General features: G+C 64.7%; 12 protein-coding genes. 5 read left to right on the top strand and 7 right to left on the bottom strand.

Annotated elements, in window-relative coordinates:
- Positions 1 to 51: 51 nt before the first annotated feature.
- Positions 52 to 540, top strand: coding sequence for a transcriptional regulator NrdR (gene nrdR, locus AOP77_RS00555; RefSeq protein ID WP_062207955.1), 489 nt, complete (start codon positions 52 to 54; stop codon positions 538 to 540).
- Here the strand turns inward: nrdR and AOP77_RS00550 are convergent.
- The gene (locus AOP77_RS00550; RefSeq protein ID WP_269078420.1) at positions 503 to 2,521 is read right to left on the bottom strand and encodes a DEAD/DEAH box helicase; all 2,019 of its coding nucleotides are present in this window, start codon (positions 2,519 to 2,521) and stop codon (positions 503 to 505) included. The genes nrdR and AOP77_RS00550 overlap by 38 nt on opposite strands.
- Before the next feature lie 101 nt (positions 2,522 to 2,622).
- Complete coding sequence (gene serA / locus AOP77_RS00545) at positions 2,623 to 3,819, bottom strand: phosphoglycerate dehydrogenase (protein ID WP_062207949.1); 1,197 nt, start codon at positions 3,817 to 3,819, stop codon at positions 2,623 to 2,625.
- 67 nt (positions 3,820 to 3,886) lie between these two features.
- On the opposite strand from serA, the gene AOP77_RS00540 reads away from it, so the two are divergent.
- Complete coding sequence (locus tag AOP77_RS00540; protein ID WP_062207946.1) at positions 3,887 to 4,690, top strand: matrixin family metalloprotease; 804 nt, start codon at positions 3,887 to 3,889, stop codon at positions 4,688 to 4,690.
- A 25-nt stretch (positions 4,691 to 4,715) separates the two neighbouring features.
- Here the strand turns inward: AOP77_RS00540 and AOP77_RS00535 are convergent, their stop codons facing one another.
- Complete coding sequence (locus tag AOP77_RS00535; protein ID WP_062211230.1) at positions 4,716 to 6,914, bottom strand: HelD family protein; 2,199 nt, start codon at positions 6,912 to 6,914, stop codon at positions 4,716 to 4,718.
- A gap of 149 nt (positions 6,915 to 7,063) precedes the next feature.
- Between AOP77_RS00535 and AOP77_RS00530 the strand changes: the two genes are divergently transcribed.
- Positions 7,064 to 7,990 (top strand): PAC2 family protein, encoded by a 927-nt coding sequence (locus tag AOP77_RS00530; protein ID WP_062207943.1) that lies wholly within the window; start codon positions 7,064 to 7,066, stop codon positions 7,988 to 7,990.
- A 144-nt stretch (positions 7,991 to 8,134) separates the two neighbouring features.
- Positions 8,135 to 8,338 (top strand): cold-shock protein, encoded by a 204-nt coding sequence (locus AOP77_RS00525; RefSeq protein ID WP_061964501.1) that lies wholly within the window; start codon positions 8,135 to 8,137, stop codon positions 8,336 to 8,338.
- Positions 8,339 to 8,538: 200 nt separating this feature from the next.
- Here AOP77_RS00525 and AOP77_RS00520 read toward each other — a convergent pair whose 3' ends face one another.
- Positions 8,539 to 9,312, bottom strand: coding sequence for a spermidine synthase (locus tag AOP77_RS00520; protein ID WP_062207940.1), 774 nt, complete (start codon positions 9,310 to 9,312; stop codon positions 8,539 to 8,541).
- Positions 9,313 to 9,450: 138 nt separating this feature from the next.
- Between AOP77_RS00520 and AOP77_RS00515 the strand changes: the two genes are divergently transcribed.
- A complete protein-coding gene (locus AOP77_RS00515; protein ID WP_062207937.1) occupies positions 9,451 to 9,840 on the top strand; it encodes an SCO2097 family morphological protein in 390 nt (129 codons plus the stop codon).
- A 38-nt stretch (positions 9,841 to 9,878) separates the two neighbouring features.
- Here the strand turns inward: AOP77_RS00515 and AOP77_RS00510 are convergent, their stop codons facing one another.
- Genes AOP77_RS00510 through AOP77_RS00500 form a run of 3 tightly spaced genes read right to left on the bottom strand, consistent with a single transcriptional unit; the run spans position 9,879 to position 14,391 of the window.
- Positions 9,879 to 12,077 carry a transglutaminase TgpA family protein gene (locus AOP77_RS00510; RefSeq protein WP_062207934.1) on the bottom strand — a complete coding sequence of 733 codons (2,199 nt, stop codon included), beginning with the start codon at positions 12,075 to 12,077 and terminating at the stop codon, positions 9,879 to 9,881.
- Entirely contained in the window at positions 12,074 to 13,321 is a 1,248-nt protein-coding gene (locus AOP77_RS00505) for a DUF58 domain-containing protein (RefSeq protein WP_160300022.1), read from the bottom strand. The genes AOP77_RS00510 and AOP77_RS00505 overlap by 4 nt, the downstream gene beginning before the upstream one ends.
- A gap of 38 nt (positions 13,322 to 13,359) precedes the next feature.
- On the bottom strand, positions 13,360 to 14,391 hold the full coding sequence (locus AOP77_RS00500) for an AAA family ATPase (protein WP_062207928.1): 1,032 nt from the start codon (positions 14,389 to 14,391) through the stop codon (positions 13,360 to 13,362).
- Positions 14,392 to 14,569: the final 178 nt, after the last annotated feature.

Here is a 14,569-nt window from a genome sequence, read left to right as displayed (position 1 = left end):
CGCAGGCGAGCTGGTTCGCAGACGTCTCTGTCTGCATGGGACAATGCGGGCATGCACTGTCCCTTCTGTCGCCACACTGACTCCAAGGTCGTCGACTCGCGTACCTCGGACGATGGCGCATCCATCCGCCGCCGCCGCGAATGCCCCTCGTGCGGCAGACGCTTCACTACCGTGGAAACCGCGAGCCTGTCTGTCCTGAAGCGAGCAGGAGTTTCCGAGCCCTTCAGTCGCGAGAAGATCATGTCCGGTGTGAAGAAGGCTTGCCAGGGGAGGCCCGTCAGCGAAGACGACCTCGCCCTCTTGGCCCAAAAGGTTGAAGAGTCAATCCGGGCCAACGGCCAGGCCGAAATCAACGCCCTGGACATCGGTCTTGCGATCCTGCCGCCCCTGCGCGAGCTCGACGAGATCGCATACCTTCGCTTTGCTAGTGTCTATCAGGCGTTCGAGACACTCGACGACTTCGATGCGGCTATCGCACGGCTACGCGCAGAGGATGCTGCGGCTACTTCTTCTTCGGACGAGGCTTCCCACTCCGATTAGATGTCTTCTTAGGCTTCTTGCCCTTGCCAGGAGTGTCGTTGACGGCCTTGGGCTTCTTGGGCCCGTCGAACTTCTTGCCGCCGCCAGAGCCACGGTCGTCCCGGTCACGCGGGGGCTTGGAGTCCTTGCGGTCCCATGAGGAGGACTTCGCAGGACGGTCGTCACGACCAGTAGGTCGACCTGAGCGGTCGTCGCGGTTGTACGAGGGACGCTCGTCGCGGCCGCTGGAACGGCCCGAGCGGTCGTCGCGGCTGTACGGCTTACGGTCAGATGAGCCACGGTCGTCGCGGCCGTAGGGCTTGCGGTCGTCCCGGTCACGCGAGGGCTTGGAGTCCTTGCGGTCCCATGAGGAGGCCTTCGCAGGACGGTCGTCACGACCAGTAGGTCGGCCCGAGCGGTCGTCGCGGCTGTACGGCTTACGGTCAGATGAGCCACGATCGTCGCGGCCGTAGGGCTTGCGGTCGTCCCGGTCACGCGAGGGCTTGGAGTCCTTGCGGTCCCATGAGGAGGACTTCGCAGGACGGTCGTCACGACCAGTAGGTCGACCTGAGCGGTCGTCGCGGTTGTACGAGGGACGTCCCTCGTCACGGCGTGCCGAGGGCGCACCGCCCGTAGCGGCCCGCGGGGCCTCGGAGCGCGAGGTGAGTTCCTGCTCACGCAAGGTGAGCCGACGCTCTCGCTCGGCGAGTTCGCGTTCCTTGCGGGCGAGATCGTCGCGCGCTCGTGACGCGCTTGCGTCCTCGCGGCGTGAGTCCCAACGTCCGCCATCAGACATGTTGCGGCTGGGTCGGCGGCCGGTGTCGCCTCGACCACGCGAGCCGCCACCGCGCTCGGGGCGTCCACGCCCACGTTCGGGCTTGGGGGCACGCGGTTCTGGAACAGGAATGCCGCTGGGCTCGTGGCCACCTGTGAGGGCATCGACCATGGCCATGGACTCGGCGTCGTCTCCGCGGATCTTACGGAACAACGGTTCGATTCCTGCGTTCTCGAACAGGCGGTCGACGGTCTTGCGCTGGTGCGGCAGCACGAGCGTGACGACCATGCCGGCCTCGCCCGCGCGCGCGGTACGTCCGGCGCGGTGCGTGTAGTCCTTGTGATCGGCCGGTGGGTCGATCTGCATGACCAGGTCCACGGAGTCGACGTGGATGCCGCGAGCGGCAACGTCAGTAGCGACCAACACCGGAACCGTGCCCGCGCGGAAGCCGCTGATGGCGGCGTTGCGCTCGGCCTGCGTCTTGTCGCCGTGCAGGGCGATCGCGTTGACGCCCGCCTCGCGCATTTGGCCGGCAATGCGGTCGCATCCCAACTTGGTGCGCACAAACACGATGGTGCGGCCCTCGCGGGAAACGATGCGGTTGGCGATCTGGTACTTCAGGTGGGGAGGAACGTTGAGGCCCACGTGAGTCATGGTGGCGGTCGCGTCGTCGCCAGAGGTGACGTCGTGCAGCACCGGGTCGTTCATATACGCACTGACCAAGCGGTCGACGTCGCCGTCGAGGGTGGCCGAGAACAGTAGCCGCTGACCACCCTTGGGGACTCCTGCGAGAATCTCGGTGATCTCGTCCATGAAGCCCATCTCGGCCATGTGGTCGGCCTCATCGAGGACGACCAGCGAAACATCGGAGAGGTTGGCGTCGCCGCGGCGCACCAGGTCGGCAAGACGGCCGGGGGTAGCGACCAGAAGGTGTACGCCGCGGTCAAGGGCCTGGATCTGCTTGGACATCGACAGGCCACCGGCGACTAGGCGCAGCGAGACATGCATGGCGTGTGCGTACGGCTCGAGCGCGTCGTTGACCTGCATGGCCAGTTCGCGGGTGGGGACTAGCACGATCGCGCGGGGCTTGTTCGGCTCCGCGCGTCCCGTGTCCGCGAGGCGCGCGATTGCGGGCAGGCCGAAGCCAAGCGTCTTACCTGAACCGGTACGAGCCTTGCCGAGGACGTCCCGGCCAGCCAGGCCATCGGCGATGGTTGCCGACTGGATGGGAAACGCGGTCTCGATTCCGGCGCGCGACAGTGCCTCAACGAGCGCGTCAGGTAGACCGAGGTCGGAGAAGGCGACGGCTTCGTTGGTGTGGGGGTTATTTATGAGAGAACTCGCAATCGCACGGTGCCAGGCATGCTGGCGAGTGCTTCTAGTGCACCGGAGTCGGTGCCGGCCGCGATGTCGGTGACAACGTAGCCAAGGTCGCCGCGCGTTGAGAGCAACTGCGCTTCGATGTTGACGTCGTGCTGTGCGAGCTCGTGGTTGACGGCCGCGAGCACACCAGGGATGTTGGAGTGCAGGTGCGCGATGCGGTATGAACCGCTGACCTGCTCCAGTGAAAGATTGGGAAGATTGACGCTCAGCGACGTGGAACCGTTCTGGACGTAGTCGCGCAGTCGCGTCGCCACGAAGATGCCGATGTCGCGCTGAGCTTCCTCCGTCGAACCGCCAATGTGTGGCGTGAGAATGACGTTCGGCATGTTCTGCAGGGGAGTGACGAAGGGGTCACCCTTTTTCTTGGGCTCCTCGGGGAACACGTCGATGGCCGCACCGCCAATGTGGCCGGACTCCAGTGCCGCGCGCAGGGCGTCGATGTCGACGTTGAAGCCGCGCGACAGGTTCAGGAAGAGAGCGCCTGGCTTCATCGCGTTGATCTGCTCCGGACCAAAGAAGCCCTGGTTGCCGGGGCGTCCGTCAACGTGCAACGTGACGATGTCCGCAGCCGCGAGTAGTGACTCCAGCGTGGGCATGCGGGTTGCATTGCTCAGCGCGAGCTTCTCGGCGCTGTCGTAAAAAATGACGTTCATTCCGAGCGCCTCTGCGATCACGGACAACTGCGAGCCGATGTTGCCGTAGCCCACGATGCCGAGCGTGCGGCTTCGGATCTCGTGTGCGCCGTCAGCGCTCTTATTCCACACGCCCTGGTGCATCATGCGGTTGTGATCGGGGAGCCGACGGGTCAAAGAGATCATCTCGGAGACTGCCATCTCGACTACGGAGCGCGTGTTCGAGAATGGCGCGTTAAACGCAGCGATTCCCTTGCGGGCAGCTGCCGCGAGGTCGATCTGGTTGGTGCCGATGGAGAACGCTCCAACGGAGATCAGCGAGGGAGACGCCTCGATGACACGTTCCGTGAGCTGGGTCTTAGACCGCAGACCAAGCAGTTCAACGCCCTTGAGGGCCTCAATCAGCTCGTCCTCGTCCATGGCGCCGCCATGGTTCTCGACGTCGATTCCGGCGCCCTCGAGGATCTCGGTGGCTTTGGGGTGAAGGTTTTCAAGTAGGAGTGCTCGCACGTGGCTGATTGTCTCGCACTTTGCCGCCGTTTCCAATTCGTATGCGCGACCGTGGCAGGCTAGAGCCATGTCTCGTGCCCTGAACGTCAGCGTGCTGATCGCCTGCGCAGTCGCGGGCGCGGTGGTGATGGCGAGTTGGCAGGGAATAGTGATAGAGGATCTGAAGCACTTTGGCACGCCACGCAACTCGGTAATTGAGGGAGACACGGAGCGCACCATCCCGCTGCCCGACGGCCCCGCTATGAGGCGCAGTGCGGTGATAGTGCCTGAGACCAGCGGATCCTTCGCGTTCTTATTTGACGATGTGAGTGAGGGTCCGGTGCGGTACGACCCCTGTCGTCCGGTGAAATGGGTGCTCTCGCCAGCAGGTATGCCTCGTGGCGCGTTGCCAATGTTGCACAACGCGGCCGATGCTGTAGCCGCAGCCTCCGGCATCGATTTGGTTTACGAGGGAACTACCAACGAACCCGCCAGCTTTGAACGTGAACTCCTGCAGCCGCAATATGGCGAGGGGTTTGCGCCCGTGGTCGTGGGCTGGTCAACGGAGTCGCAAAACCCAGACTTGGCCGGTGCTGTGTCCGGAGTGGGGGGTTCCAGCGCGGTCAACGGCGCATATGGAGAGCAACGCTACCTACGCGCGGGAGTCATGGTGCTTGACAGTGAAGATCTGCGGCAGCTGGCAGTGGCCCCCGGCGGTGAGGCCCGGGCGACGGCGATCATCATGCATGAGTGGGGCCACGTGCTTGGCCTTGCTCACGTTCAGGACCCCAACGAGTTGATGAACGCATCAAGTTCAACGCTCACTACCTGGGGTCCCGGTGACCTGGCGGGCCTGGCAATTGCGGGCGCGGGGCCCTGCGAAGACGTCTAGCGCAGGCAGGCCACGATCCGACTGGCTACATGCCTGGAGGTAGCGCGCCGGTGTGGACCACCTCGAGGCGGCGCGTCGAGCGCGTGAGTGCCACGTACAGGTCTCCGGGATGCTGTGCGATCTGCGCGGGTTCGACTACCACGACGATGTCGAACTCGAGACCCTTGGCCCCGCGTGCTGTCACCAACGTGACATCCTCGATGCCGGCCTCAAGTAGCAAGCCACCCACCTCCGTCAAGAGAGATTGTGGCGCGATGACGGCGACCAGCCCGCCGCCGGTAGCCGCCAGCGTGTGCGAGTGCTCCGTCGCGATCTGTACGGCCCTCGCGACGGCATCGGCGTCCTTCGTCACGGCAACCGAGTCGTCAAGGTCGCGCGCGGCAGTGAGTTCACTCACCGGCAGGCCAGCGGCCCGCGCATACGACTGCGCGACCTCGGCCACCCCGGCAGGAATGCGGTAACTAATGGTGAGCTCGCGAAGGTTCCATGAGTCCTTGAACACGGGGTCCATCGCCTCTGGCCACCAGCGCGTGCCGGCGCTCGCGGTGGTCTGCGCAACATCGCCGACGATCGTGAAGGACCTGGTGGGGCAACGCCGGAGCAGCATCCGCCAGCCCATCGGCGAAATCTCTTGCGCTTCGTCGACTACGACGTGGCCGTAAGCCCATCGCCGGTCGCCGGATGCGCGCTCCGCGACGGACATGCGTCCCGGGCCGGCCTGCATGCGGGCGGCCAACACCTCGGCGTCGACCTTGATCATGCTCTCCGCGCCAAAGCTGTCGAGCACGTCCTTCGCGTACTGGACCTCCTCGGCCGAGGGAGCCTCGTCGCGTGCGCGCTTGTTTGAGCCGGGCATGTCGCCAAGTAATTCCGCCGCCTCGTCCAGCAGGGGGACGTCTGCGTCGGTAAAGGGTGCGTCAGCAGCGCGGAGGAGGTGGGAGCGTTCGGTCGGGGTGAGTGACTGCGCGGCGTAGTCGAGCAGATGCGGTTTGGCGAAGAGGTCGCGCAACAACTGAACGGGGGAGACCGGTAGCCAGCACAGGTTGATGGCCACACGGATGTTCTTGTCATCGCGGACGTCGCGCTCGAACTCAGCCCGGTCGTCGTCGCCTAGTGAATGGTCGAGCTGCTCCATCAACTGCATGGTCAGGCGCCCGATCATGTCCTTGGCGAATGCCTTGCGGGCCTGGTTGTGAGGCTTGCCGTCGCGTCGCGCTCGTGCCTGGGCGTCTTTGACGTCGGCGCGGCGGATGACCACTGTGCGACCGTCCAGGCGAAATTCTTGGTCGGCGCGCGGCAACCGCTGGCGCTCGCGGACGGCGCTGCGAATCACATTCGCCATCTCAGTCCGGCCCTTGAGCGCGGCGGTCTGGTCGGCCTCGATGGCGGACGTGTCGATGCCCTTGACTAGCCCGCTCATGGTGGTGCTCACGGCGCCCGTCTCGCCGAGCGAGGGCAGCACGTGGTCGATGTAGTTCAGGAAGGACCGCGATGGCCCGATGAGCAGCACGCCGCGGCTCTCGAGCTGCTGACGGTGGTGGTAGAGCAGGTACGCGGCGCGGTGGAGGGCCACGGCCGTCTTGCCCGTTCCGGGGCCTCCCTGCACCACCAGCGCGCCCTGCATCGGCGCGCGGATGACGTCATCCTGCTCTGCCTGAATAGTGGCGACGATGTCGCCCATGCGGCCGGTGCGGCGCTCACCCAGAGCGGCGAGCAGGGCGCCCTCCCCGGCGAGCGCGGCGTCTGCGCCGGATTCGCGCAAGGCTTCGACGTCCAGCACGTCGTCCTCGACTGCGGTCACAGTGCGGCGGCGGGTAGTCAGGTGACGACGATTGACCACGTTGCCAGGGTTCGCGGCGGTCGCCGAGTAAAAGGCCCGCGCTGCAGGGGCGCGCCAGTCCGTGAGCAGCGGGGCGTGATCGGCGTCGGACAGCCCGATGCGGCCCACATAGAGGTGATCGCCGTCGCGCAGGTCGAGGCGGCCAAAGCAAAGGCGATCCTCGACGGCGTCGAGCTGCGCAATGCGGTCCTCGTAGAGCGTGGCGAACGCGTCGCGCTCGGAGCGATTCTGGGGTGATCCGCTAGGTCCGGTACGACGAATTTCAGTAAGTCGCTCGTCAGCCTCGTCGCGCAGTGTGTCCACGCGTGAGTAGAGAACATCGATGACTTTTTGCTCGCCAGCGAGTCCAGGCTGGTCCGCATTCACCGTGTTGTCCTCGTGCATCTTCACCCCTTGCATCTACGTCACGTAAGTCGCCGAGACAGTTGACCATTATCGCAAAGATGCTCGAGCGTGGCGACCAAGGTCCCGTGGGTCGTTCGCTCGCAGCGAGGTCTGACGCTCAGCGAGGGATGCCGTGAAACAATGAGGCCATGACTGACAATTCTCTGTTGACGTGGGACCCGCAAGGCGTCGAGGCGTGGACAGCCCGGTCGTCACACGGCTCCGCAGTGCTGATGTATTCGCTACGTGGGTTCATTGACGCCGGCCGTGCCGGCGCGCACGTCGCGGACCACGTACTCGAGCACAGCGAGCCGGTGCGCGTCGCAACGTTCAACATCGATCAACTGCTCGACTATCGGTCGCGCCGTCCTGAGATGACGTTCTCTGTGAACCAGTGGACCGACTACGACGAGCCTCATCTTGAACTTGACATGGTGACCGATGCGGAGGGGACCGCGTTTCTGTTGCTACACGGCTTCGAGCCCGACGTGCAGTGGGAGCGCTACATCCGCGCGGTCCGCGAGATCGTTGACGAGCTAGGGGTCGGCCTCACGCTGGGCACTCACGGAGTTCCCATGGGCGTCCCGCACACCCGGCCGCTCATTGCGACGGTGCACGGCACGCGTCAGGAGATCCTTCCCGACGCGCCGAGCATTTTCGGCACCGTGCAGGTGCCCGCATCGTCGCAAAACCTCATGGAGTACAGGTTCGGCCAGTGGGACCTCGATGCCGTGGGCGTCGCAGTTCACGTGCCCCATTACCTCGCTCAAAGTTCGTATCCGCAAGCCGCGCAGCGCGCCATGCGGGCCATCGAGGATGTCTCAGGCCTGGTCTTATCGACCGGAGATCTGGACGATGCGGCGGCTACGGCGACTGAGGAGATTAACCGCCAGATGGCAGAGTCGGAAGAGATTCAGGGCCTGGTAGAGCAGCTTGAACGTCAGTACGATGCGCTGGTTGAGTCGCGCGAGGGCGTCATTCCAATGGACGGTTCGCTGCCCTCTGCAGACGAACTGGGGGCGGCATTTGAGCAATTTCTTGAGCAACAACGGCCCGACTTCCCCCCAAATCCGTAAAACGTGCCACAATAGGTTCGGTTGCAAGAACGTAGTGTGCGAAACCTGTCTGGCTTTCCGGGCGTGGAACAAATCATTGCGGCGACAAGCAGGGACATGGTGTCCTTGCTTCCCGTCTCCGGGCAGTACAGATAGGAATTAAAAATGGCACAGGGTGCTGTGAAGTGGTTTAACGCCGAAAAGGGTTATGGATTTATCGCACAGGACGGCGGCGGCGCCGACGTTTTCGTGCACTACTCCGCGATCGTGACCGATGGTTACAAGTCCCTCGAAGAGGCGCAGCGCGTCGAGTTCGAGGTCACCGAGGGCCCCAAGGGTCCCCAGGCCGAGCAGGTTCGTCCCCTCTAAGTCTTCTCAGTCTTGGCAGTTGACGCAGGTTTGAGCCCGCTCGACGCCAGCTGAATACAGGCATCAGTAGTTCCCGGCATTCGTGTCGCGACTACGCGCAACGATGGCCGCTCTCCTTCGGGAGGGCGGCCATTTTTGTTTCCCCACCAAGGGTGGGTTCCCGCGCGGAAGGCCGATGCTGTGACCTCCTGGGGCTCGGGCTAGCGGTTCCAGCCAGGGTCGACGCCGGTGGGTAGGGGAGCCGATGCCGCGTACCGTGCGAGCGCTCGCGAGTCGATCTGGTCGCCTGCGACCAGCACCACGTTTCCGCGCCGCTTGCCCTTGAGGACCGCGTGTTCGCCCACGGCAACGACGTCTTTGAACGTGGCTCGCGCAGCACGCGCGTCGTCGCGGCCCATGATGGTGCCCGGGCGGGTGCCGACGTTCGCGAGCACCAACCCGGACGCTCGTACGGACCGCCGTGCCTGCTCCCACCAGTTGACGTCCGCGAGGTGTTCCGGGGTGGCGTCTCCCGCGAACGCGTCCCGCACGACCAGGTCGAGGCTGTCGTCGCGCCGGCTCGCCACTGCAACGAGCCCGTCCTGGGCGCGGATTCTTAGCCGTGGCGCCCGCGGGAGATCCCACCATTCACGAACTAACTCAGGCAGTGAGGTATCGATGTCCACGGCGATGTGGCCGGACTCGGGGTAGGTGTGAGCCAGGTAGCGGGGGAGCGAACACGCTGCGGCACCCACATGGAGAGCGAGCCAGCGCCCATCAGGCGCCCAGGAGGTGATCGCTGCCGCCATGTGACGCATGTATTCGAAGTCGAGCACGTCCAACTCGGGTCGCATACTGGAACTGGGAACATTATTGACCCACACAGTCGTTGAACCATCAGATTCGTCTCGCAGCTCGACGGTCCCTGAACCAATCGCAATAGGAGTGTTGCGTGGCGTGTTGGGGGCGATTAATGAAGGTGTGCGGCGGGCCATGGCGTTCACTGTAGACCCGGCGTCGCGACGCATGTAGGTGCGTGCTCGTGGTGCGGGCTGCGAACGGGCTCAGTTCGGTCTAGTGTCTACGCCGAATATCAACTAGACTTATCCGCACAGGAACCTAAGGAGGTCACGGTGCCGCTTTCAGAATATGAGCAGCGCGTGCTCGAGCAGCTTGAGCACGACCTCGGATCCGACCCCAAATTGGGTCACGCGATGTCGCGCGGACAGAAGTCTCGCGGTCACTTGACGTGGGCAGTGTTCGGGGTAGTCGCCGGTCTCGGTGTGGTGCTAGCAGGCGTGATGACGCAGTTGACGTTGCTCGGCATTGCCGGCTTCGCCATCATGCTGGGGTTCGCAATTTGGGGCCTCACCGGCGGTAAGCCGACGTCCTCAAGTTCCGGTGAGCCGCGTGCGGACGACGCCAAGGGGCCCGCACCCAAGGCCGCTGCTAAGGACGAAAAGGGCTTCATGGGTCGCGTCGAAGAGCGCTTTGAGCGCCGCCGCGACGAAGGCGACCTCTAACTACCGTTCCAGTTCGCCCCCATGGGCGTCATGGTTCGTCACCTCGCGACGGGCTTGCCCTTGACTGCGTGCTCGACCTCGGTCGCCACGAGGTGGGCATCAGCTTCCAGTGACCTGTCCGCGTGGTCTGTGGCCGTTGCGTGGCCCTCGAAGCCGTAGCGAGCGTCAGATACCGCGCCGCACACCCGCGCCAACGCGGCATCTCCGTCCTCGCTGAGGCGAGCGTGAAGTGGTCGCAGGCCTTGCTCAATGTGAGCGGGAACCTCGAGAGGGGTGAGCGTGGACGGCCAGCCGATGCGAGGCGCCAGGCGGTCGGCAAGGATTCGCCACGCGCGCTCGGGTTCGGTGAGCGCGTGAGCGGGGCGTACTCGACGGCGCCACCATATCGCGGCGATCATGGCGACAACGGCGACGATGATTCCTGTCACAGCCCACCAACTGATCACGGGGGCGGCTGCCGTGTCGACGTGTGGCGTGGGGTTGGCTCCAGGGTCAGGATTACGGATCTCACCTGGGTTCTCCGGCGACCGTCCCTCGGGAAGGTTGATGACGGGCTCGTTGATGCCCTGCGTGGGGTCCGCATAGATGGGGGGAGTCCCAGTCTGGACGGCAGGAGTGGGTTCAAATCGGACCCAGCCCTGATCCGCAAAGTAGAGCTCAGGCCATGCGTGAGCGTCCGAGCCGCGAACCACAAAGGTCTCGTCTTCTGTCACCGTTCCGCCTAGGAAGCCCACCGCTAGCCGCGCAGGGATGCCTAACGATCGCGCGAGTACCACCATGGTCGTGGCGAACTGAACGCAGTATCCAGACTTCGCGTCCAAGAATTCAGACACAGAGTCGTTTCCGGTTGGGGTGACTGTTGTGTCGTACTTAAAGTCGAGCGGGCTGCGTAGGTACTGCTGAAGTGCGAGTGCCTGGCCATAGCGGGTGTCTGCCCGTTCCGTCACGTTTAGTGCGACGGCTTGCACTCGGTCAAGATCAATGTCTGGCGCAACGTCGAGGTACCGCGGGTCGAGTCCAGCATCGGCGCCATCGTCGATCTCGCTCTGTTCCTCAATGAGAGCATCCTTGTCGTGGTAGTCCAGGTCGGTGACGACCGAGTAGGTCAGGCCATTGGTGGTCTTGTCGTCACTCGTGACCTCGTCGCGGGAGGGCACATACGACCAACCAGGGCCTACGTCCACCGTGCGCGGTGCGGTCGGCAGCGGCAGATTGCGCTCGGAGAGCGAGCGCACCTGAATGTCGAGGCGCTCGCGATTGCGTCCGGCCCAGTCGTCCACCGCCGTTGGCCACAACACGCCGTCGGTGGCGGGCACCGACTCGTCGGTGGGCTCGTCACGCTCCCACGAATTACCGTCAAAGTCGGTCAGCGTGTAGAGGCGCAGCGCCTCGGGGCGAGACCCCGAGGTTGCGTAGACCATGACCGCGGTGCCGGACTTGGTGGTGAGCGAGCTGCGCAGGTCGAGTGCCAGGTTGAGCCGCGTGGTGCCGTCCAGGCCGTTCGGCGCCTCGAAGCGTGGAATCAGACCCCAGCCGGGCGCTCCCACTCCGAGCGGGGCGACGAGCGCGGCAACCGCCACTACTGCACCCACCGTTACCACCGCGCCAGTCATGGAGTGCGGAAGGCCACGGCCGGTAGGCGCACGGGTCAGCACCATCGCAGCCACCCAGCAACCGATGGCGGCCATCAGGAGGGTGATGGAGACCTGGTGTTGCAGGATCGCGGCTGGCAACCACGCTAAGAGCAGCAGAATGCCGGCCGTCGCGGTCAGGCCCCAAGAGACCGCGAGGTACTCGCTGATGAGGAACAACGCGAGGACGGAACCCGCGATTATCGCCGCAAACCCGGGAGTAGCAACCACTGGGATCGTGGAGACCTCGGCGTGGTGGATTCCTTGACCAAGGGCGGTCCCTAGATCGCGTAAGGCGCCGACGGTGGGAAACGTGTGGTGCGACCCATCCTCCCGTGCGGCGAAGTCCCAGATCATGAACATGAAGGCGGCGACCGCGCCCACCGCAGTCGGTATCCACTTGGAGGGTGTACGGGTCCGCGCGAACGCCACGATGGCGGCAACGGCCAACACCGTGACGACCACGGTGCGCAGCCAGGTGTCGTAACGGATCATCACGGAGAGTCCGCCCAGTCCAAGCAGGGCAGCTACCGCAATCAGTATGGTGACGAGCCACGAGGGCCGAGTGGCGCGGGCGGTGCGGGTGACTCCAGTGCGATGGCTCATGTGGAGCCTCCTGCGACTAGTTCGCTCCACACGGAACTGAGGTCATCGCGCACCGACGCGGTGACAACTTTCCAGCCCGACCTACTGAGGGTTGCGGCGGTTTGCTCGGCACGCTCGTCTTGTCGGGGGCCGTCGCCACAACGGACTATCGCCCATGCGCGACCGGCCTCGCCCAGTGGCACGAGCGACGCCAGAATATCGCCCGCCAGGGGATCACACACGGCGATGACAACCTCACCGTAGGCCGCTTCGTTGACGGCCGCCCGTGCTGCGGCACGGGTGTGCTCGAGTGCGGTGTCACGATTAGACGGGACCTCAAGGTCGAGTGTCGCGTTGAGGATGCGGGATCTGGCACTGTCTCGGTTATGGGCGTCGTGTACCTCACCGGCTTCGGGAGGCGCATTCGCGCCCACCAACCTCACGGGATGTCCGGAGGCGAGCACAGACACGGCGACCGATGCCGCGGCACTGATGCTCCACTCGGCGGCCACTGGATTGACCGGTAGGTCGAGCAAAACGGTGGCGGGCCTCACTCCTGCGCGCTCATCGGCCCGGACGACCATGGTGCCGCGCCGTGCGGTACTTTTCCAATGCACTCGGCGCAGGTCATCGCCGTCCCGGTAGTCGCGTAGCGACGAGTCGTCTGCGGACGGAGTGCGGGCACCCATCACTACCCGGTCGGCCTGACCCATCAACGCGCCGGTGGCGGCCGTGAGGTCGACAATGCGTGGCCAGACGGGCACGTGCTCGACGCTACCGGCGGCGACGTCTGCCCAGATCATGCCGAGCGGTTCGGAGATCTTCACGAGGGCGGGTCCGAGCGGCCACCGGCCGCGGTGTGTCGGGTGCACCTGGTAGTCGAGCCGAAGTTCCTCGGCGGAACGCCCGACTGTCGCCTTGGTGGAGAGGCCTCCGGTGAGCTCGGCGGCGGCCTGCTCACGCACATCGAGGGCGGACGCGAGTGCGTTACTAATGCCCAGCCGCTGGCGGTGCTTCGCGGTGCGGATGCTGACATTGACTGTTCCATTGCCGCCCGCTGTGAGGGGGTGGGGGGCCACTGTTCGCCATGCATCAGGGAATCTCTTGCGGAACATTGCCACGGAGGTGATTAGCCATAGCGCTGCGATGAGCACCGTGGCAGCCATGGAGACCCCAACCCACACGAGTACTGGGCTGGCGAGGCCGATGCCCAGAATGGCCACGACAACGCCGGACGCTCCCATGCCGATCCCCCGGGGTGTCATCACGGTGATTGACCCCGAGTCGCGGTTGCGGCGTCGCTTCATTGTGCGGGCGCGGCCTGGGTGCGGGTAAACGCCCTCTCACGGTGCGGAGCGACGTCTCGGGCTTCGGATGGGATGGCAGTTCGGGCCAGGATTTCGCGCATGACTTGGTCGGACGTGCGCCCGGCGAGCCGCGCCTCGGTTGAAGAAATGAGTCGGTGAGCGAACACCGGCACCGCTAACGCTTTGATGTCGTCAGGCAAGACGTGATTGCGTGCAGCCATCGCGGCCCGAGACTTTGCGGCGGCCAACAGCTGGAGCGCCGCACGCGGCGATGCCCCCAGTCGAAGTGCGCCGTCCGAGCGAGTCGCCGTGGCGAGGTCGACGATGTATTGCTTGATGGCCGGCGCCGCGTATATACGGCGCGCAACGTCGACAAGGCGGGCGATCGTCTCGGTATCCGCGACGGGGGTTACCAGGGTGAGCGGGTCGACGCCGTCGTGTGACTCGAGCATCGCCATCTCGTCCTGCGGCGAGGGGTAGCCGACCGAGACCTGCGCCATGAAGCGGTCGCGTTGCGCCTCGGGAAGAGGGTACGTGCCCTCCATCTCGATGGGGTTCTGCGTCGCCACCACCAGGAAAGGACGGGGGAGAGGGCGCGTGGTGCCATCGGACGTCACGGACCGCTCGGCCATTGCCTCCAGCAGAGCGGACTGAGTCTTTGGTGACGCGCGGTTGATCTCATCCGCGATGACGACATTCGCGAAGACGGGGCCGGGGCGAAACTCGAAGGACGCATCGGCCGCCCGGAAGATGCTCACTCCGGTGACGTCCGAGGGCAGCAGGTCGGGCGTGAACTGGAGTCGGCCTAGCGAGCAGTCGATGCTCGCGGCAAGGGCACGAGCGAGCGTGGTCTTACCTACGCCGGGGACGTCTTCCATGAGGAGGTGCCCCTCGGCGAGCATCGTCGCGAGGGCGGCGGTCACTGCCGTGTCCATACCGGACAACACGGTGGAAATTGACTCGCGGATCTGAGAGGTGACGTCCGCGACTTCGGCCAGTTCCGCCTCAGTGGGCAGCGGCTGTGACATGTGCGCTCCTTTACGTAACCCCACGAGCCTATGCGATGCAGGCAAGTCGCAAGGTCACTCCACTTATTTAACTAGACTTTTACCTGGTGATTTGTTCAAGATTGGAAACTAATTTCGCCCAATCCACCCAATTGTGGAGAGAAGTGGAGTAATGTGGGGACAACTGGCGAGTCGTGGC

Source organism: Demequina oxidasica (assembly GCF_000975115.1).
GTDB lineage: Bacteria > Actinomycetota > Actinomycetes > Actinomycetales > Demequinaceae > Demequina > Demequina oxidasica.
The sequence above is the reverse complement of the archived record's forward strand: the minus strand, read 5'-3'. Positions and strand labels throughout refer to the sequence as shown.